Source organism: Microbacterium sp. K24 (genome assembly GCF_004794465.1).
GTDB lineage: Bacteria > Actinomycetota > Actinomycetes > Actinomycetales > Microbacteriaceae > Microbacterium.
Genome location: NZ_SSDJ01000020.1, coordinates 1 through 19,591 on the forward strand (window position 1 = coordinate 1; position 19,591 = coordinate 19,591).

Below are 19,591 nucleotides of genomic sequence, written 5' to 3' on the forward strand. Positions count from 1 at the left end.
AGATCGCGGATGCCGGGCACACCCGCATCGCCCACCTCGCCGGCCCGCCGGACTGGCTGGAGGCGGAGTCGCGCGCCGAGGGCTTCGCGGAGGAACTCGACGCGCGCGGCCTCACCGCAGGGCCGGTGATCGCGGGGGACTGGTCGGCGGGGTCGGGGTATGCGGCGGTCGAGGCGATCATCGCCGCCGGAGTCACCGCGGTCTTCGCGGCGAACGACCAGATGGCTCTGGGACTGCTCGGCGGGCTGCACGAGGCCGGGCTCTCGGTCCCGGACGACATCAGCGTGGTCGGTTTCGACGACATCCCGGATGCCGCGTACTACTGGCCGAAGCTCACGACCGTGCGGCAGGACTTCGACGAGCTCGCCCGCCGTGCGGTCGCCGTGGTCATCGGCGGAGTGGCATCCGACGCGGCTGACCTCCTCCCGGTCGCCCCGGTGCTGATCGCGCGGGATTCCGTCGCCGCGCCGCGCTGACCCGCGCGCAGTCCTTGACGCCCTCGAGCGGCCGTGACAGACTTCTGTGACCGGTCACAGTCATCGGCCGCCAGAACCCCGAGGTCCCGTGAGCAACGACGCCCCAGATTTCTCCGACAAGGTCGCCTTCTCCGACAAGGTCGCTTTCTCCGATGAGGTCGCCGCATCCATCGACGCCGTCCGTGCCGATGTGGCACGGCTCCACTCCGAACTCGTTCGCTACGGACTCGTCGTCTGGACCGGCGGCAACGTCTCGGGCCGCGTGCCCGGCGCCGACCTGTTCGTGATCAAGCCGTCCGGCGTCTCCTACGACGACCTGACTCCCGAGAACATGATCCTGTGCGACCTCGACGGCACCGTCATCCCCGGCACTCCCGGCAGCGACCGCTCGCCATCCAGCGACACGGCGGCCCACGCCTACGTCTACCGTCACATGCCCGAGGTCGGCGGCGTGGTGCACACCCACTCCACCTACGCCGTGGCGTGGGCGGCGCGCGGCGAAGAGATCCCGTGCGTCATCACCGCGATGGCCGACGAGTTCGGCGGCCCGATCCCTGTCGGTCCCTTCGCGATCATCGGCGACGACTCGATCGGCCGCGGCATCGTCGAGACGCTGAGCGGCCACCGCTCGCGCGCCGTGCTCATGCAGAACCACGGGCCCTTCACGATCGGCGCCGATGCGAAGGATGCCGTGAAGGCCGCCGTCATGGTCGAAGACGTCGCCCGCACCGTGCACCTCGCTCGCGAGGCGGGACCGCTGATCCCGATCCCGCAGGCGGCGATCGACAGCCTCTTCGACCGCTACCAGAACGTGTACGGCCAGAGTCAGGATGCCCGCCGATGAGCCTTCAGCCCGCGGCATCCGCCGTCGACGACATCCGCGAGGCGCGCACCAGCCTCGGCATCGAGCTGGGTTCGACGCGCATCAAGGCCTGCCTGATCGGCTCCGACCCGACCGAGGTGCTCGCCACCGGATCGTTCGCCTGGGAGAACCGACTCGTGGACGGGCTCTGGACCTACGCGATCGATGAGGTGTGGACGGGACTCCAGGCCGCCTACGCCGACCTCGTCGCCGATGCGGAGCGGCAGCACGGCATCCGTCCGGAGTCGTTCGGCGCGATCGGCGTCTCGGCGATGATGCACGGCTATCTGGCGTTCGACGAGGCGGGCGCGCTGCTCGTGCCGTTCCGCACCTGGCGCAACACGAACACCGGCGTCGCCGCAGCCGAGCTGACCGCGCTGTTCGGCGTGAACATCCCGCTGCGGTGGTCGATCGCGCACCTGCACCAGGCCGTGGTCGACGCCGAGGCCCACGTGCCGCGGATCGCGGGCGTGAACACCCTCGCCGGCTACGTGCACGAGAAGCTCACCGGCGAGCGGGTGCTCGGCGTGGGCGACGCCTCGGGGATGTTCCCGATCGACCCCGCGACCGGCGGGTACGACGAGCGGATGCTGGGCGCCTACGACTCGCTCGCCGGCGATCGGCTGCCGCATCCCCTCGCCGAGATCCTGCCGACGGTGCTCCCCGCCGGAGCCGCGGCCGGAACGCTCACCGCCGAAGGAGCCGCGCTACTCGATCCGACCGGCGCCCTGCGGCCCGGCATCCCGCTGTGCCCGCCCGAGGGCGACGCGGGCACCGGCATGGTCGCGACGAACTCCGTCGCCCCGCGCACCGGCAACGTGAGCGCCGGCACCAGCATCTTCGCGATGGTCGTGCTCGAGCGTCCGCTCGCCGAGGTGCATCACGAGCTCGACCTCGTGACCACTCCCGCCGGCGATGCCGTCGCGATGGTGCACTGCAACAACGGCGCCAGCGAGCTCGCCGCCTGGGCCGGACTCTTCACCCGCTTCTCGGCCGCGGCCGGACAGGCGCTCGACGACGACACCGTGTTCGACGTGCTGTTCCGCGAAGCCCTCGACGGCGACGCGGATGCCGGCGGCCTGCTGGCCTACAACCACCTCGCGGGTGAGCCCATCGCGGGGCTCGACGCCGGCCGACCGCTGTTCGTGCGCACACCCGACAGCGCCTTCACGCTCGCGAACTTCCTGCGCGCCCAGCTCTACGGCGTGTTCGGCACGCTCGCCCTCGGCATGCAGGTGCTCACGGCGGAAGGCGTCGAACTCGACCGGATGTTCGCGCACGGCGGCATGTTCCGCACCGCAGGGGTCGCGCAGCGCTTCCTCGCCGGTGCACTCGCCGCTCCCGTCGCGGTCGGGGAGCTGGCGTCCGAGGGCGGAGCCTGGGGCATCGCCGTGCTCGCCTCTTACCTGGCGCACGCCGACGACCTGTCGCTGAGTGCCTATCTCGACGAGCGGGTGTTCGCCGCGGCATCCGTCTCGCTCGTCGAACCCGACCCGGCGGACGTCGCCGGCTTCGCCTCCTACCTCGACCGCTACCGGGCCGGACTGGCCGTCGAGGCCGCCGCCGTCGACTCCCTCTGAAGGACCCGTTCATGACTCGCACCCCTCTCTCCACTTCGCTCGACGGCTATGAGGTCTGGTTCCTCACCGGCAGCCAGCACCTCTACGGCCCCGAGACCCTCGCGCAGGTCGCCGACCAGTCGCAGGAGATCGCACGGCTGCTCGACTCCGCCGACGACGTACCGGTCAAGGTCGTCTGGAAGCCCGTGCTGACGGATGCCGCCGCCATCAAGCGCACCGCCCTCGAGGCGAACGCCGACGACCGCGTGATCGGCCTCGTCGCCTGGATGCACACCTTCAGCCCCGCGAAGATGTGGATCGCCGGTCTCGACGAGCTGCGCAAGCCGCTCGCCCACCTGCACACGCAGGCGAACGTCGAGCTCCCGTGGGCCGACATCGATTTCGACTTCATGAACCTGAACCAGGCCGCGCACGGCGACCGCGAGTTCGGGTACATCCAGACCCGCCTCGGCGTGCCGCGCAAGACGATCGTCGGGCACGCGTCCGACCCGCGCGTGCGTCGCGAGCTCGGCACCTGGCAGCGCGCGGCGGCCGGCCTCGCGGCGTCGCGCGACCTCAAGCTCGCCCGCTTCGGCGACAACATGCGCTTCGTCGCGGTCACCGAGGGCGACAAGACCGAGGCCGAGCTGCGCTTCGGCGTGCAGGTCAACACCTGGGGTGTGAACGAGCTGGCGGATGCCGTCGCGGCGGCATCCGATGCGCAGATCGACGCGCTGGTCGCCGAGTACGAGGAGCTGTACGAGGTCGCGCCCGAACTGCGCAAGGGCGGAGAGCGACACGAATCGCTGCGCGACGGCGCCGCGATCGAGCTCGGGCTGCGGTCGTTCCTGGAGGAGGGCGGCTTCGGCGCCTTCACCACCTCGTTCGAAGACCTCGGTGCGCTGAAGCAGCTGCCGGGGCTCGCGGTGCAGCGCCTCATGGCCGAGGGCTACGGCTTCGGCGCCGAGGGCGACTGGAAGACGGCGATCCTGGTGCGCATCGCGAACGTCATGGGCGCGGGGCTCCCCGGCGGCGCGAGCCTCATGGAGGACTACACCTACGACATGACTCCCGGCGACGAGCTGATCCTCGGCGCCCACATGCTCGAGGTCTCGCCGTCGCTGACCACCGCGAAGCCGACGCTCGAGATCCACCCGCTCGGCATCGGCGGCAAGGACGACCCGGTGCGCCTGGTCTTCACGGCCGACCCGGGCCCCGCCGTGGTCGTCGCGCTGAGCGACATGCGCGACCGGTTCCGCCTCACCGCGAACGTCGTCGAGAACGTGGAGCCGCGGGCCGCGCTGCCGAAGCTGCCGGTGGGCCGGGCGGTCTGGAAGCCGCAGCCCGATTTCACCACCTCGGCCGCTGCCTGGCTGACCGCGGGTGCCGCGCATCACACGGTCATGTCGACGGCTGTGGGGATCGAGGCCTTCCGCGACTTCGCCGACATGGCCGAGGTCGAGCTGCTCGTGATCGACGACAGCACCACACTGCCGGAGTTCCAGAAGCAGGTGCGCTGGAACCAGGCCTACTACCGCCTGGCTCAGGGGCTGTGATGGCGGTCGGTCCACGATCCGGGCGTCAGCTGCGCCTCGCCGCGCACGGGTACGAGGCGGTCGTCGCGAGCGTGGGCGCCTCGCTGCGGGTGCTGACTTTCGAGGGACGCGACCTCGTCGTGCCGTTCGACGCCGACGAGGTGCGCCCCGGATATCGCGGTGCGACTCTCGCGCCCTGGCCGAACCGGATCGTCGACGGCCGGTACCGCTTCGCCGGGGTCGAGCATCAGCTGCCGCTGACCGAGCCGAAACGCGGTCAGGCCCTGCACGGACTGCTCGCCTGGGCGGAGTTCTCCGATCGTCTCGTGCTCGACGACCGGGTCGTGCTGGCCGCCGTCATCGAGCCGCAGACCGGCTACCCCTTCCGCGTCGAGGTCGAGGTGGAGTACCGTCTCGACGCCGACGGTCTGCAGCAGACCGTCACGGCCCACAACATCGGAGCGGATGCTGCGCCCTGGGGCACCGGCCCGCACCCGTACCTCGTGGCAGAGTCGTCTCCCCGGTCGTTGAGCGAGCGGAGCGAGACGAAACGCGTCAACGACTGGACGCTGCTCCTCCCGGCATCCGAGGTGCTGACGGTCACGCCCGACCGGCTCAGCCCGGTCGCGGTGGAGCCCGTGGCGCAGCATCCGGAATGGGACTTCCGCGAGGCTCGGCGCATCGACGACGTCTTCATCGACCACGCCTTCACGGGTCTCGCGCGCACCGGCGGCGTGGCCGAGGTGCGGCTCACGACGGAGGACGGATCGGGCGTGGCGATCAGCTTCGACGAGCGCTGCCCGTGGGTGCAGGTGCACACGGCCGACAATCCGGGACTCGATGACATCCACCGGATCGGCCTCGCGGTCGAGCCGATGACCTGCCCGCCGGATGCCTTCAACTCCGGGACGGATCTCGTGACGCTCGCACCCGGGGGCTCGCACTCCGCGAGCTGGCGCATCCGGGCGGTGTAGCCGGCGGCGTCGCGACGCCCTCGCGGCTTCCGGTCGCACTTTCTGCCGGCTTCCGAGTGCCGGAGCGGCAGGAATTGCGACCGGAAGCCGGCGGGACGGCGGTAACTGCGACCGGAATCGACCGGACGGCTCAGCCGCCGAGGACCGATGCCGCCTGCCGGGCGGCGCCGAGGGCGACGTACTCCTCGGTCGCCGGCACCTCGACCGGGATGCCGAGCACGTCGGGCGCGATCGCCCGCACGGCCTCGGACTGTGCCCCGCCGCCGATCAACAGCGCGCGTCGGAGCGGCACACCTTCCTCACGCAGCGCGTCGAGCCCGGCGCCGAGACCGGAGAGCATCCCCTCGACCGCGGCGCGCGCGAGGTTCTCACGCGTGGTCGAGGCGAGAGTCATGCCGCTGAGCGTCGCCGTGGCATCCGGGAGGTTCGGGGTGCGCTCGCCTTCGAAGTACGGCACGAGCGCGAGGCCGTCGGCCCCCGACGGCGCGGACAGCGCGAGCCGGCTCAGCTCGTCGTGATCGACGCCCAGCAACGCGGCCGTCACGTCGAGCACTCGCGCGGCGTTGAGTGTGCAGACCAGCGGCAGGAAGTGTCCGTCCGCCGACGCGAAGCCCGCGATGATCCCGGATGCATCGGCCGACGGCGCCTCGCTGACCGCGAAGACCGTGCCGCTGGTGCCGATCGAGACGACCACGTCGCCCGGTCCGGCACCCAGCCCGAGGGCCGCCGCCGCGTTGTCGCCGGCGCCGGGCGCGACCCGGCGCCCCGCGGCATCCGTCACCGACTCGTCGGCGCCCAGCACCCGCGGCAGGATCGCGTCATGTCCGAGGGCGGCGATGAGCAGCTCGCGGTCGTATTCGCCGGTCGCGGCGCTCCAGTACCCGGTTCCCGACGCGTCGGAGCGGTCGGTGACCAGCTCGTCGAGCACTGGGCCGAGCGGCGCGGCGCCCTCCGGGCCGTAGCCGCGCAGCCGCCAGGTCAGCCAGTCGTGCGGCAGGGCGATCGCTGCCACGCGCCCCGCGTTCTCGGGCTCGTGATCGCGCAGCCAGCGCACCTTCGAGATCGTGAAGGATGCCACGGGCACGAGCCCGGTGCGATCCGCGAGCTCCTGCGCCCCGAACTCCGCGACGAGCTCTGCCGCGGCATCCGCCGAGCGGGTGTCGTTCCAGAGCAGCGCGTCACGGATGACGGCGCCCGAGGCATCGAGCGCCACCATCCCGTGCTGCTGTCCGCCGATGGCCCACGCCTCGATGTCGTCGAGCCCCCCGGCATCCGCGATCGCCGCCTGCAGTGCGACCCACCACGCTTCGGGGTCGACCGACGTGCCGTCCGGATGCGACGCGCGACCGGTGCGCACGACCGCGCCGGTCGACGTGTCGACGACGAGCGCCTTGCAGGACTGCGTCGAAGAGTCGACGCCGAGGACGAGGGCCATCAGGCGCTCAGCGCGCGCCGAGCAGGTGCTCGGTCGCCAGCTGCTGCAGGCGCACGAAGCCGAAGCCCTTGCCGCCGAAGTAGGCGTCCGGGTCGAAGTCCTCGTAGGCGCTGCGGTCCGCGAGGAAGTCGTCGTAGCTCTCGCCGGGGCTGAGCGTCGGCACCGAGAGCTGGTCGACGCGGGCGGCCGCCAGGGCCTCCTGCACCTCGGGGTCGGCGCGGAAGGCCGCGGCCCGCTCCTTGAGGAGGAGGTAGGTGCGCATGTTCGCGGCGGCGGAGTCCCACACGCCGTTCTCGTCTTCGGTGCGGCTCGGCTTGTAGTCGAAGTGGCGCGGACCCTCGTAGGCCGGGACGCCGTTCGGGCCGCCGTTCTCGAGCAGATCGACCAGGGCGAACGCGTTGTGCAGGTCGCCGTGCCCGAACACCAGGTCCTGGTCGTACTTGATGCCGCGCTGGCCGTTGAGGTCGATGTGGAAGAGCTTGCCGTGGTACAGCGCCTGGGCGATGCCGGCGGCGAAGTTCAGGCCCGCCATCTGCTCGTGCCCGACCTCGGGGTTCACGCCGACGAGCTCGGGGCGCTCCAGGGAGTCGATGAACGCGATCGCGTGTCCGAGCGTCGGCAGCAGGATGTCGCCGCGGGGCTCGTTGGGCTTCGGCTCGATGGCGAAGCGGATGTCGTAGCCCTTGTCGGTCACGTAGTCGCCGAGCAGGTTCACGGCCTCGCGGTAGCGCTCGAGCGCCGCCCGGATGTCTTTCGCGGAGTCGTACTCGGCGCCCTCGCGGCCGCCCCACATCACGAACGTCTTCGCGCCGAGCTCGGCGCCGAGGTCGAGCTGGCGGAACACCTTGCGCAGCGCGAAGCGTCGCACCTCGCGGTCGTTCGAGGTGACGCCGCCGTCCTTGAACACGGGGGCGCTGAAGAGGTTGGTCGTCACCATCGGCACGATCAGGCCGGTGTCGGAGAGAGCGCCCTTCAGGCGGTCGATCTTGGTCTGCCGCTGGGCATCCGTCGATCCGAAGGCGAACAGGTCGTCGTCGTGGAACGTCAGGCCGTAGGCGCCGAGCTCGGCGAGCTTCTCGACGGCGTGCACCACGTCGAGGGCCGGGCGGGTGGGTCCGCCGAACGGGTCGGCGCCGTTGTAGCCGACGGTCCAGAGGCCGAACGAGAACTTGTCGTCGCGGGTCGGGGTGAGGCTCATGATGCTCCTTCGCATGGTGCCGGATGGCGGCGCGGCAGAGTGTCGCGCAGAAATGTTGTGAGCAACAACATATAGCCTGGAGCACGCGATGTCCAGCCTCCTAGACTGAGACGCCGAACCGATTGCGAGGATGATGTGACGGATGCTTCCGCTGACGGTGTTCGCGCGCGCAACCTCGCGCGGGTGCTGCGGCTGGTGCACCTGGGCGGTGCGCGATCGCGCGCCCAGCTGACGGCCGCGACCGGACTGAACCGCTCGACGATCGCCGATCTGGTGGCGCAGCTCGTGAGCGACGGCTGGGTCGTCGAGCGGGACCCCGACCCGGTCGGACGGGTCGGCCGACCCTCGCCCGTCGTGGAGGCCTCGCCGAAGACCGTCGTCATCGCCGTGAACCCCGAGGTCGACGCGGTCGAGATCGCCGCGATCGGCCTCGCCCGCAACGTCGTGGTGCGTGAGCGGATCGAATCGGCATCCCTCCTCTCCGCCGAAGACGTCGCCCACCTCATCGCCGAGGTCGTCGACCGTTGGCGACAGGGCCCGCTCGAACACTCACGCCTCGTCGCGGTCGGGGTCGCCGTGCCCGGCCTCGTGCGCGCGGCCGATGGACTCGTGCGCAACGCCCCGCACCTCGGTTGGACCGACTCTCCGTTGAGCACGATGATCGCCGCATCGACGGGCCTGCCGGTGGCGGTGGGCAACGACGCGAGTCTCGGGGCCCTGGCCGAGCACCTCTTCGGCGCGGCGCAGGGCGCGAACGACGTCGTCTACCTCAACGGCGGGCCGTCGGGCATCGGCGGCGGCATCGTCGTGCACGGCGCCCCGGTCGGCGGTGTCGGCGGGTACGCCGGGGAGTTCGGCCAGAACAGGGTCGGCGCCGGCAGCTCTGCCGTGCTGGAAGACGAAGTGAGCAGGGCCCGGCTCCTCGATGTGCTCGGGCTCGCTGTCGCGGACGACCCGACGCTCGCGCAGGCTCTCGCCGCGGCATCCGACGACGATCCGGTGCGCGAGGAGTGCGCGCGCCAGCGCGGGCTTCTCGCGCAGGCGATCGCGGATGCCGTGAACATCCTCAACCCCTCCGTCGTGGTGCTCGGCGGTTTCCTCGCCCAGCTCGAAGAGCTCGATCCGGAGGGATTCGCGGATGCCGTCGCCGGGTGCGCGATGGCGGAGAACGCCGAGGGGCTCCGCATCCTCCCGGCATCCCTCGCCGCCGATCGCCTGCTGCTCGGCGCGGCCGAGCACGCGTTCACCTCGGTCGGCGTGATCTGACGGGCGCTGTGCTCAGCGCGCGAGCCAGCCCCGCAGGGAGCGCGTCACGAAGGGCAGCACCCAGTAGGTCATGATCGGCGTGAGCACGAGGGTCGTGGCGAGCACGCGCAACCAGATCGGAACGGCATCCCATCCGGGAACCGGACTCATGGCGTAGGCGAAGGCGACGTTCACGGGGAAGAAGCCGAGCCAGATCGACACCGCCTGCTTCCACCGCGGGGGCGCAGTCACGACGGCGACGTTCGTCGTGCCGCCCTCGGCGGTCGGCAGGGTGATGGTGCCCGTGGTCGGCTCGTCGAACCAGCCCTCGATTCCGGTGCGGCGCTTCGAGCGCTCGCTGCGGATGAAGCCCTCGCCCATCGAGAGCCACCACTCCCGCTCGCCGGACTTCTCCCAGGCGACGAGCGACTCCTCGTTCGCGAACCGGTAGAGCATGTGCCAGATCTGCGAGTCCTCGCCGGCGCGCACCCAGCCGGAGCCGAGGAAGCCCGGATACTTCGTCGCGAGGTTCACGCCCGTCTGCACCCAGACGGTCGCCTCGGTGATGCGCTCGGGGTCGACCTCGCGGCGGATGGACACGGTGATGGGTTCGGACATGGCGGAGTCCTCGTGACGGGGAGCCCGGGTCGCGGGCCTCCGAAGCGGTTGCGCCGGGGTCCGGGCGCACCGTCGATTCTATTTCCTGTGCGGGCCTTTCGAATCGCGCAAATGGTCCCGATCCGGCCCCCGAAGCGACCATTTGCGCCACTCGAACGCCTGAACTAGGCGCCGAGCGCCCGAGCAACGCGTCTTACGAGCTCTTCGGGGCGCCGGAGCAGCGGCGCAGTGACCTCGATCACCGTCCAGCCGGCGGCGCGGAGCGCGGCCAGACGCTCGACGTCCCGCGCCCAGCTCTCGCCGTGCAGCATCCCCAGGTACTCGATCGCCACCCGGTGATCGGCATAGACCATGTCGACACAACCGATGAACTGTCCGGACTCGTCGTAGACATCGACATTGAGCTGCGGCTCAGGGAGGCCGGAGGCGACGAGCACACAGCGAACTTTCGTCTCACGCGGTGACCAGGAATCCTCGCGCACCGATTCCAGGGCCTCGCGGAGCCGCTTTGCTCCACGCCGACGTCCGGCCTCGAGCGCCTGCCGTAGCTCCTCGATCGTCGCCAATGGCGGATGCCCAGCACGGGGGCGTCCATAGCCTTCTCTCGACCGGCGGCAGAAGTAGTCGCCGATTGCCACGATGTCGAACAGGGGCAGCGTCCCCAGCGATACCCACGTGGCAGCGGGCGAAGTCACCCGAAGGCCGTCGTGGGTGAGGATCGTGGTCAGGCTTGCGAGCGTGCGGTGGCCGACGATGCCCTTCGTGCGCGGAAATGGAATGCCGCCGGACGAGCTGACGTGCAGCGCGAGGTCCTCATCTGCCGCGATCTCGCCTCGTTCGTCACGCTCCAGCGGCAGGGGCGCGCCCCAGATCGACGCCGCTGTCTGATGACTGAAGAAATGGCCGGTGTGGAGACGAGCGCTGTAGACGCGGGCTCGGACCACGCGTGCGCGCCTCTGACGTTCAAACGGATCTGCGATGTCCGCCTCCGACGCACCGCCTTCCGATGCCAGCAGCTCTGTCTTCACACGAACCCCGTGGAACGGCGCATGCAGGTCGGCCGCGCGCAGTCGCCCCCGCGATACACCGAGTAGTCGAGCGGTGCTCGTGGAGAAGGCGGGCTCGACGTCGTCCGGAAGTTCTGCTCGTCCCATGCCGACACGGTGCCATCTCGTGCGTTGCGACGGGCGCGTTATCCACAGCCCATGGCCTTCGAATCGCGCAAATGGTCGCTTTTGCCGCCCGAAAGCGACCAGTTGCGCGATTCGAAAGCCGCCCCGAAAGAGAGGACCCCCGCCGACCCGATTCGGCGGGGGTCTCGCGGCGTGGGCACCGCGACCGGGAGCGAGAATGCTCACCGTGTGCGCGGATGACGTGACTACCCGATCCGGTCAGAGTCTTCTTGCCCGCGCATCTGCAGTTGTAATCGACGGAGGTGACCGGGCGGTGAACGCGGTGCGAACTCTATTTACAAGGATGTCCTAGTAAATAGACGGAGGCCGCAGTAAACTCCCAATGTGCCAACGCAGGCACGGAGGGAAGTCACACAATGACTCGTACCATCCCGCACTTCGTGGGCGGATCGCTTCTCACTCCCGACACGGGGCGCTTCGCGGACGTGTTCGACCCGAGCTCCGGTGCCGTGCAGGCGCGTGTTCCGCTCGCCTCGGCCGATGAGGTGCGCAACGTCATCGCGAACGCCGAGGCCGCGCAGGTCGCCTGGGCCGCGACGAACCCGCAGAAGCGCGCCCGCGTGCTGCTGCGCTTCCTCGATCTCGTGCAGCGCGACATGCAGTCGCTGGCCGAACTTCTGGCCAGCGAGCACGGCAAGACGGTCGACGACGCGAAGGGCGACATCCAGCGCGGCCTCGAGGTCATCGAGTTCTCCGCGGGTGCGCCGCACCTCCTCAAGGGCGAGTACTCCACGGGCGCCGGCGCGGGCATCGACGTCTACTCGATGCGCCAGCCGCTCGGCGTCGTCGCCGCGATCACCCCCTTCAACTTCCCCGCGATGATCCCGCTGTGGAAGGCGGGCCCGGCGCTCGCGGCCGGCAACGCCGTGGTGCTCAAGCCCAGTGAGCGCGACCCTTCGGTGCCGGTGCGCATCGCCGAGCTCTTCCTCGAGGCCGGGCTGCCGGCCGGCGTGCTCAACGTCGTGCACGGCGACAAGGAGGCGGTCGACACGCTGCTCACCGATGACCGCATCCGCGCCGTCGGCTTCGTCGGGTCCACTCCGATCGCCGAGTACATCTACTCCACCGCTGCGGCGCACGGCAAGCGTGCCCAGTGCTTCGGCGGCGCGAAGAACCACATGATCGTGATGCCGGACGCCGACCTCGATCAGGCTGTGGACGCCCTCATCGGCGCCGGCTACGGGTCGGCCGGGGAGCGGTGCATGGCCATCTCGGTCGCCGTCCCGGTCGGGCAGGAGACGGCGGATGCTCTCGCCGCCAAGCTCCTCGAGCGCATCGCCGGCCTGCGCATCGGCCCCTCGCTCTCCGCCGACGTCGACTACGGACCGCTCGTCAGCCGCGCGGCGGTCGAGCGTGTCGAGGGATACATCCAGCAGGGTGTCGACGAAGGCGCCACCCTGCTCGCCGACGGCCGCGGCTTCACCGTCGAAGGGTACGAGCAGGGCTTCTACCTCGGACCGACCCTGTTCGACCACGTCACGACCGACATGGCGATCTACCGCGAGGAGATCTTCGGACCCGTGCTCGTGATCGCCCGTGCCGCCGACTACGAGGAGGCGCTGCGGATGGCGTCGGAGCACGAGTACGGCAACGGCGTCGCGATCTTCACCCGCGACGGTGACGCGGCCCGCGACTTCGCCGCCCGGGTGCAGGTCGGGATGGTCGGCGTGAACGTGCCGATCCCCGTGCCGATCGCGTACTACACGTTCGGCGGCTGGAAGCGCAGCGGCTTCGGCGACCTGAACCAGCACGGTGCCGACGCGTTCCGCTTCTACACGAAGACGAAGACGGTGACGAGCCGCTGGCCCTCCGGCATCAAAGACGGCGCCAGCTTCGTCATCCCCACCATGCACTAGCCCTTCGACAAGCTCAGGACTCAAGGAATCACGATGACAATGACCTCCGTCACCACCACCGCCGAAGAACGCGACGCCATCATCGAAGCCGTCCGCGATTTCGCCGAGACCGAGCTCGCGCCCCACTCCGCCGAGCGCGACGAGAAGCACATCTTCCCGCGCGAGTCGCTGAACCGGGCCGGCGAGCTCGGGCTCGGCGGCATCTACGTCCGCGAGGAATTCGGCGGGACCGGCCTCAGCCGCGCCGACACGGTGGCGATCTTCGAGGAGCTCGCCAAGGGCGACCCGGCCGTCGCCGCCTACATCTCGATCCACAACATGGTCGTCTGGATGATCGACACCTACGGCGACGATGCGCAGCGCGGCGCATGGCTGCCGCAGCTCACCGCGATGTCGGAGTTCGGCGGGTACTGCCTGACCGAGCCCGGCGCCGGATCGGATGCCGCGAACATCGCGACCAGCGCGGTCCGCGACGACGACGACTACGTGCTCACCGGCGTGAAGCAGTTCATCTCCGGAGCCGGTGAGGCGGCTGTCTACGTCGTGATGGCGCGCACGGGTGAGCCGGGGGCGCGCGGGATCAGCGCGTTCCTCGTCCCGGCCGATGCCGAGGGTCTCAGCTTCGGTGCGCCCGAGAAGAAGATGGGCTGGCACGCCCAGCCCACGCGACAGGTGATCCTCGACGGCGTGCACGTTCCGGCATCCGCTCTTCTCGGTGAGGAGGGCAGGGGCTTCGCGATCGCGATGTCGGCGCTCAACGGCGGCCGGCTGAACATCGCCGCGTGCTCGATCGGCGGAGCGCAGTGGGCGCTCGACCGTGCCGTGCAGTACGTGCACGAGCGGGTCGCGTTCGGCGAGCCGCTGGCCGAGAAGCAGTCGATCCTGTTCACGATCGCCGACATGCGCACCGATCTGCACGCGGCGCGCCTGATGCTGCGCGACGGCGCCCTGGCGGTCGACGAGCACGCGCCCGACGCGACCATGCGCTGCGCGATGGCCAAACGCTTCGCGACGGACGCCGGATTCGACGTCGCCAACCGCGCTCTGCAGCTGCACGGCGGCTACGGGTACCTGCAGGACTACGGCATCGAGAAGGTCGTCCGCGACCTCCGCGTGCACCAGATCCTGGAGGGCACGAACGAGATCATGCGTCTCATCGTCGGTCGCGAGATGCTGCGTCCCGCGGGATCCCACTCGATGCGGAGCGCATCATGACCGCGTCGCCCCCGGCGGTCGTCGCCTTCCTCGGGCTCGGCCACATGGGTCTGCCGATGGCGAAGAACCTCGTCGCCGCGGGTCACGAGGTTCGCGGCTTCGACCTCGTGCCGGCGGCGATCGAGGCGGCAGGTCAGGCCGGCATCCGGGTGGCGGCCAGCGGCGCGGATGCCGTCGCCGACGCGGACGTCGTCATCACGATGTTCCCCGCCGGCAGGCACGTGATCGACGCGTATCGCACCGAGCTGCTGGCCGCAGCCCGCCCGGGCACGCTGTTCATCGAGTCGTCCACGATCGCCGTCGACGAGGCGCGCGCGGCGCACGCCCTCGCCCTCGCGGCCGGGCACCGCAACATCGACGCGCCGGTATCCGGCGGGGTGGTGGGCGCCGAGAACGGCACGCTGGCGTTCATGGTCGGCGGCTCGGACGACGACTTCGCCGCGGCGCTTCCGCTGCTCGAGGTGATGGGCAAGCGGATCGTGCACTGCGGCGGTCCCGGCCTCGGCCAGGCCGCGAAGGTGTGCAACAACATGGTGCTCGCCGTATCGCAGATCGCCGTCGCGGAGGCGTTCGTGCTGGGCGAGCGGCTGGGCCTCGAGCACCAGGCGCTGTTCGACGTGGTGTCGCAGGCATCGGGTCAGTGCTGGTCGATCACGACCAACTGCCCGGTTCCCGGTCCGGTGCCGACCAGTCCCGCCAACCACGACTACGAGCCCGGGTTCGCCGGGGCGCTCATGGCGAAGGATCTGGGTCTCGCGCTGCAGGCGATCGAGCAGACGTCGACGGATGCGCAGATGGGCCGGCTCGCGCAGCAGATCTATGCCGCTTTCGCCGCGGGCGACGGCGCGGGCCGCGACTTCTCCGGCATCATCACCGACATCCGCGCGGGCTCCGCGTGAGACCCTCCCCTCGTTCGAATCGCGCAAATTGTCGGAGTTCACGGCCGGGACGGACCATTTGCGCGATTCGAAGGGGCGGGGGATGCTGAACACCACCACGACGGAAGAGAGCCCCATGAGCGAGTACGAGACGATCCTGGTCGAGCAGCGCGGACGCGTCGGGTGGATCACCCTGAACCGTCCCGAGGCGCTCAACGCCCTCAACAGCACGGTGGCCGAAGAGGTCACTGCGGCGGCCGTCGCGTTCGACCTCGATGAGGGCGTCGGCGCCATCGTCGTGACCGGGTCGGAGAAGGCGTTCGCGGCCGGTGCCGACATCAAGGAGATGGAGGGGATGTCGGCCGCGCAGATGCGCGAGACCGATCACTTCGGCGTCTGGCGCGACTTCGCCGCGGTGCGCACGCCGGTGATCGCGGCCGTCTCCGGCTTCGCCCTGGGCGGCGGATGCGAACTGGCGATGATGTGCGACATCATCCTCGCCGCCGACACCGCGAAGTTCGGACAGCCCGAGATCAACCTCGGCGTCATCCCCGGCATGGGCGGCACGCAGCGCCTGATCCGTGCGGTCGGGTACTACAAGGCCGCGGAGCTCGTGCTCTCGGGACGCTTCATGGGGGCGGAGGAGGCGGAGCGCTCGGGTCTCGTGTCGCGCGTCGTTCCGGCATCCGACCTCCTCGCCGAGGCTACGACGCTCGCCGAGAACATCGCGTCGAAATCGCTGCCGTCGGTGTACGCGGCGAAGGCCGCGCTGGATGCCGCGATGGAGACGACACTCGCCGAGGGGCTGGCGCACGAGAAGCAGGCCTTCGCCTCGCTGTTCGACACCGCCGACCAGAAGGAGGGCATGTCGGCCTTCCGCGAGAAGAGGACCCCCGCGTTTGAGAACCGCTGACCGGTCAGCCGCGGAGGCCGTCGACGATCTTCGCGATGCGGCGCTCTCGCGTCGCCTCCTGCTTCGCGTCGACCACGGTGCGGGCGTGCTCCTTGCGGGCCGAGTAGCTCAGCGCGTCGAAGGCCGCGCGCACGGCCGGGTCGGCATCCAGGGCTGCGGCGAGTTCTTCGGGAACATCGACCGTGCGTTCCGCGACATCCACGCGGATCACGGCATCGATCTCCTGCCCGGCCTCGAGACCGAGGTCGGCGCGCACCGCTTTGCTGAACCCGATCATGTTCTCGCTGCCCATCCGCGCGACGCGAAGGCGGGCGGTGCGCCCGCCGATCGTGACGGCGACCGGGAAGGTCTTGCCGGCGTTGAAGGACGCCACCTGCTCGTCACTGAGCAGGATCGCCGCGGCGGGACCGCGGCCGGTGAGGACGGTGTGCAGGCGCAGTTCGCTCATGCCGACAGAGTACGCCCCGGGGGGTCGAACTCGGCGGCGAGCGCCGCGTTCCGCTCTCGGATCAGCCGCTCCATGTATGCGCGCATGAACAGCGCATCGACCAGACGGCCGAGCGGTCCGAACGGCGAGTGGAAGTCGATCACGTCGCGCATGAGCGTGCCCGCAGGGTGGCTCGTGAAGAGGTGCTCGTGCAGCAGGGCTCCGAAAGGTCCGGCGAGCTGTCGATCGCGGAATCGTCGGGGCGGATCGATGTCGAACACCACGGACCGCAGCCGGAACGGGATCCCGAAGTGGCGCGCGCGCCAGGTCACGGTCGATCCCTCCGTGAACGCGCCGCCGACCGGCTCCTCCACCATCGTCTCGCCGTACCGCTTCATGGAGCTCAGGTGCAGCTGCGGGCTCAGCGCGGCCGCGAACACGTCGTCGATCGGCCCGGCGATGAGAGTGTCGAGCTCGATGCGCGCCATGTCAGAGCGCTTCGGGTTGCGGGCGCGGATCGGTGAAGTCGCCGGCGTCCTTGCGCATACGAGCCACGATCGCGACGAGCTCGGCGGCATCCTCTCGACTGAGGCCCGGTTCCGAGAACACGTCGGCGTTGAGGGCCGTCGTCGCGCGCTCGACGAGGTCACGACCGGCATCGGTGAGCACGAGCAGCGCGGCGCGACCGTCGTAGGGATGGGGTTCGCGGGCGATCAGCCCGTCGCGCACCAGACGCTCGGCCGTGCTGGTGACCGTGGTCGCATGCACCTGGAGTCGGGCGACCACGCTCGACAGCGGGAGGCTTCCGGCGCGGCTGAACGCCAGCAGACGCAGCACCTCGTAGCGGGCGAAGCTCAGCGCGAACGGCTTGAGTGCGGCGTCGACGCGGGCGAGCAGCAGCTGCTGGGCGCGCATCACCGAGGTGACGACGGTCATGCCGTCGGCGGCATCCGTCCATCCGTGCGCGAGCCACTGCCGCTTCGCCTCGGCGAGCGGATCAACGGGAAGCGGTCGGGGTTGGGCCACGCCTCTACGGTAGCGGTGAGACGCGGACGCGGCGTCGCGGCGCGCGACGCCGGGCTCGCACAGCGGTTGGGTCTCAGTCGCAGAGCCGCTGGGACTCGGTATCCCAGTCTAGAATTGCAGCAGTCGTGAGGAGCATTCGATGAAGATCTTCGTCCTGGTCAAAGAGGTGCCGGACACCTATGGCGATCGCAAGCTGAATCTCGAAACCGGACTCGCGGATCGCGCCGCCGGCGACGTGGTGCTCGACGAGATCACGGAGCGCGCTCTCGAGGTCGCTCTGAGCTATGCCGACAAGAACGAGGGCACCGAGGTGGTCGCCCTCTCGATGGCTCCCGAGACCTCCACCGCGTCGGTGCGTCGGGCGCTCGCGATCGGTGCCGGCTCGGCCGTGCACATCGCCGACGAACAGCTCTCGGGCGCCGATCTGGGCCTCACGGCCGAGGTGCTCGCCGCGGCCATCCGCCGTGCCGCGCCCGACCTGGTCATCACCGGCAACCTGTCGACCGACGGCTCGGGCGGCGTGATCCCGGCGATGCTCGCCGAGCACCTCGGCTTCGCGCAGGCGACGGCGCTGAGCTCGGTCGAGATCTCCGCCGACAGCGTCTCCGGCACGCGCGCCGCGGATGCCGGGGGCCAGCCGGTCTCCGCCGCACTTCCGGCCGTGATCTCCATCACGGAGGCGCTGCCGGACGCCCGGTTCCCGAACTTCAAGGGCATCATGGCGGCGAAGAAGAAGCCGCTCGAGGTGCTCTCGCTCGCCGACCTCGACGTCTCGGCCGACCCGGGAGCCGCGCCCCGGACGATCATGACCGCGGTCTCCGAGAAGCCGCCGCGCGCGGCGGGAGTGAAGATCACCGACGAAGGCGATGCCGCAGAGAAGCTCGTCGAGTACCTCGTGCAGAACAGGCTGGTGTGACATGTCGTATCCCGAGAACCCCGTCCTCGTCCTCGTCGACGTCGATCCGTCGGGTGGTGCGGCGAGCAGCACGGCTGCTCTGATCGGCGCCGCCTCGACGATCGGCTCGCCGGTGGCGCTGGTGGTCGGCGGCGGTCAGGAAGCCGTGGATGCCGCGGCTGCCGCCGGTGCGTCGGTCGTGCTGACGGCGGAAGCGGATGCCGGGGCGCTCACGGTCCCGATCGTCGACGCTCTGCAGACGGCCTTCGCGCAGGTGCAGCCGGATGCCGTGCTCATCTCGAACTCGATCGCCGGACGCGATGTCGCCGGGCGCTTCGCCGTGCGGGCACGCCTGGCTCTCGCTGTGGATGCGGTCGGCGTCTCCCGTGACGACGAGGGCATCGTCGCCCACCACTCGGTGTACGGCGGCTCGTACCTCGTCGACGCCGCCGCGACGTTCGGCGCTCCGGTGATCACGGTGCGTCAGGGTGCGGTCGACGCCCGGGCCGAGGCCGTCGCGACGCCGGCGGTCGAGGCGCTGTCGGTGACGGCATCCGGAGCGGTCGCGGCGACGGCCGGCCCGATCGAGACGGTCGAGGTGGCGTCGTCGCGTCCCGAGCTCCGCGGCGCAACCCGGGTCGTGTCGGGTGGCCGCGGTCTGGCGTCGAAGGAGAAGTTCGTGCTCGTCGAGGAGCTCGCCGATGTGCTCGGCGCAGCGGTCGGCGCCTCGCGGGCGGCCGTGGATGCCGGGTACATCCCGCAGTCGCACCAGGTCGGTCAGACCGGCGTCTCGGTGTCGCCGCAGCTGTATGTCGCTCTCGGCATATCCGGTGCGATCCAGCACCGTGCGGGCATGCAGACCGCGAAGAACATCGTCGCGATCAACAAAGACGGCGAGGCGCCGATCTTCGACGTCGCCGACTTCGGCATCGTGGGCGACCTGTTCACCGTGGTTCCCCAGGTGATCGCCGCTCTCGAGGCCCGGAAGAAGTAGACGTGGCGACACGTCAGGCTCAGGGACCGGCGAGAGTGCGGCGCGGACTCCCGCGCGTTCCGGGCGGCGAACCGTGGCCGCCGGCGGATGCTGCGGCTGTCGTCGAGGACGTGGCGGCCGAAGCCGATTCCGCATCGGTCCCCGACGTCGTGGCTGAGCCTTCAACCGTCGATCGACCGCCGCAGGTGCCGGAGTCGGCTGTGTCGGACGAGGCGCCGGCCATTCCGGCCGCCGTCGCCACGACAGCCGCCCCGTCCGGCATCCGCCGAGGTCTGCCGCGTGTGGCCGGGGG

19 protein-coding genes and 1 pseudogene are annotated in these 19,591 nt (G+C 70.4%); 13 read left to right on the forward strand and 7 right to left on the reverse strand.

The features are described from left to right. The 5 genes from DW306_RS00545 to DW306_RS00565 form a co-directional block, all read left to right on the forward strand. The coding region (locus tag DW306_RS00545) for a substrate-binding domain-containing protein (RefSeq protein WP_168429184.1) at positions 1-476 on the forward strand (476 nt) is incomplete at its 5' end. Positions 477-564: 88 nt separating this feature from the next. Continuing rightward, positions 565-1,320 (forward strand): L-ribulose-5-phosphate 4-epimerase, encoded by a 756-nt coding sequence (locus DW306_RS00550; protein ID WP_136053708.1) that lies wholly within the window; start codon positions 565-567, stop codon positions 1,318-1,320. Beyond that, the gene (locus DW306_RS00555) at positions 1,317-2,918 is read left to right on the forward strand and encodes an FGGY-family carbohydrate kinase (protein WP_136053709.1); all 1,602 of its coding nucleotides are present in this window, start codon (positions 1,317-1,319) and stop codon (positions 2,916-2,918) included. Before DW306_RS00550 ends, DW306_RS00555 begins: the two co-directional genes overlap by 4 nt. Before the next feature lie 11 nt (positions 2,919-2,929). Beyond that, positions 2,930-4,453: an L-arabinose isomerase gene (gene araA, locus DW306_RS00560; RefSeq protein WP_136053710.1), complete on the forward strand. Its 1,524-nt coding sequence runs from the start codon at positions 2,930-2,932 to the stop codon at positions 4,451-4,453. After that, positions 4,453-5,406, forward strand: coding sequence for an aldose 1-epimerase family protein (locus DW306_RS00565; protein WP_136053711.1), 954 nt, complete (start codon positions 4,453-4,455; stop codon positions 5,404-5,406). The genes araA and DW306_RS00565 overlap by 1 nt, the downstream gene beginning before the upstream one ends. Positions 5,407-5,536: 130 nt before the next feature. Here the strand turns inward: DW306_RS00565 and xylB are convergent, their stop codons facing one another. Together xylB and xylA are read right to left on the reverse strand one after the other, a co-directional pair. Beyond that, positions 5,537-6,841, reverse strand: a complete 1,305-nt coding sequence (gene xylB, locus DW306_RS00570) for a xylulokinase (RefSeq protein WP_136053712.1) — start codon at positions 6,839-6,841, stop codon at positions 5,537-5,539. A gap of 7 nt (positions 6,842-6,848) precedes the next feature. Further along, a complete protein-coding gene (gene xylA, locus DW306_RS00575; RefSeq protein ID WP_136053713.1) occupies positions 6,849-8,039 on the reverse strand; it encodes a xylose isomerase in 1,191 nt (396 codons plus the stop codon). 135 nt (positions 8,040-8,174) lie between these two features. Between xylA and DW306_RS00580 the strand changes: the two genes are divergently transcribed. After that, the gene (locus DW306_RS00580; protein WP_136053714.1) at positions 8,175-9,305 is read left to right on the forward strand and encodes an ROK family transcriptional regulator; all 1,131 of its coding nucleotides are present in this window, start codon (positions 8,175-8,177) and stop codon (positions 9,303-9,305) included. A gap of 12 nt (positions 9,306-9,317) precedes the next feature. On the opposite strand, the gene DW306_RS00585 is transcribed toward DW306_RS00580, so the two are convergent. Together DW306_RS00585 and DW306_RS00590 are read right to left on the reverse strand one after the other, a co-directional pair. Then, complete coding sequence (locus DW306_RS00585; protein ID WP_136053715.1) at positions 9,318-9,902, reverse strand: antibiotic biosynthesis monooxygenase; 585 nt, start codon at positions 9,900-9,902, stop codon at positions 9,318-9,320. Positions 9,903-10,066: 164 nt separating this feature from the next. Continuing rightward, positions 10,067-11,056 (reverse strand): hypothetical protein, encoded by a 990-nt coding sequence (locus tag DW306_RS00590; protein ID WP_136053716.1) that lies wholly within the window; start codon positions 11,054-11,056, stop codon positions 10,067-10,069. Between the two features lie 395 nt (positions 11,057-11,451). On the opposite strand from DW306_RS00590, the gene DW306_RS00595 reads away from it, so the two are divergent. From DW306_RS00595 to DW306_RS00610, 4 genes are all read left to right on the forward strand, one after another. Then, positions 11,452-12,951 carry a CoA-acylating methylmalonate-semialdehyde dehydrogenase gene (locus DW306_RS00595; RefSeq protein ID WP_136053717.1) on the forward strand — a complete coding sequence of 500 codons (1,500 nt, stop codon included), beginning with the start codon at positions 11,452-11,454 and terminating at the stop codon, positions 12,949-12,951. Positions 12,952-12,984: 33 nt separating this feature from the next. Beyond that, positions 12,985-14,166, forward strand: coding sequence for an acyl-CoA dehydrogenase family protein (locus DW306_RS00600; protein ID WP_136053718.1), 1,182 nt, complete (start codon positions 12,985-12,987; stop codon positions 14,164-14,166). Further along, on the forward strand, positions 14,163-15,065 hold the full coding sequence (gene mmsB / locus DW306_RS00605; protein ID WP_136053719.1) for a 3-hydroxyisobutyrate dehydrogenase: 903 nt from the start codon (positions 14,163-14,165) through the stop codon (positions 15,063-15,065). Before DW306_RS00600 ends, mmsB begins: the two co-directional genes overlap by 4 nt. A 115-nt stretch (positions 15,066-15,180) precedes the next feature. Continuing rightward, positions 15,181-15,957 (forward strand): enoyl-CoA hydratase-related protein, encoded by a 777-nt coding sequence (locus tag DW306_RS00610; RefSeq protein ID WP_136053725.1) that lies wholly within the window; start codon positions 15,181-15,183, stop codon positions 15,955-15,957. Positions 15,958-15,961: 4 nt separating this feature from the next. Here the strand turns inward: DW306_RS00610 and DW306_RS00615 are convergent, their stop codons facing one another. Genes DW306_RS00615 through DW306_RS00625 form a run of 3 tightly spaced genes read right to left on the reverse strand, consistent with a single transcriptional unit; the run spans position 15,962 to position 17,410 of the window. Next, on the reverse strand, positions 15,962-16,405 hold the full coding sequence (locus DW306_RS00615) for a YdeI/OmpD-associated family protein (protein ID WP_136053720.1): 444 nt from the start codon (positions 16,403-16,405) through the stop codon (positions 15,962-15,964). Beyond that, entirely contained in the window at positions 16,402-16,872 is a 471-nt protein-coding gene (locus tag DW306_RS00620) for an SRPBCC family protein (RefSeq protein WP_136053721.1), read from the reverse strand. Before DW306_RS00620 ends, DW306_RS00615 begins: the two co-directional genes overlap by 4 nt. Position 16,873: 1 nt before the next feature. Then, on the reverse strand, positions 16,874-17,410 hold the full coding sequence (locus DW306_RS00625; protein ID WP_136053722.1) for a MarR family transcriptional regulator: 537 nt from the start codon (positions 17,408-17,410) through the stop codon (positions 16,874-16,876). Between the two features lie 139 nt (positions 17,411-17,549). Between DW306_RS00625 and DW306_RS00630 the strand changes: the two genes are divergently transcribed. The 3 genes and pseudogenes from DW306_RS00630 to DW306_RS00640 all read left to right on the forward strand — a co-directional run. After that, complete coding sequence (locus DW306_RS00630; protein WP_136053723.1) at positions 17,550-18,326, forward strand: electron transfer flavoprotein subunit beta/FixA family protein; 777 nt, start codon at positions 17,550-17,552, stop codon at positions 18,324-18,326. Position 18,327: 1 nt separating this feature from the next. Further along, positions 18,328-19,299: an electron transfer flavoprotein subunit alpha/FixB family protein gene (locus DW306_RS00635; protein ID WP_136053724.1), complete on the forward strand. Its 972-nt coding sequence runs from the start codon at positions 18,328-18,330 to the stop codon at positions 19,297-19,299. A gap of 2 nt (positions 19,300-19,301) precedes the next feature. Next, positions 19,302-19,591, forward strand: a pseudogene (locus DW306_RS00640) (cytochrome b/b6 domain-containing protein); the annotation flags it as partial.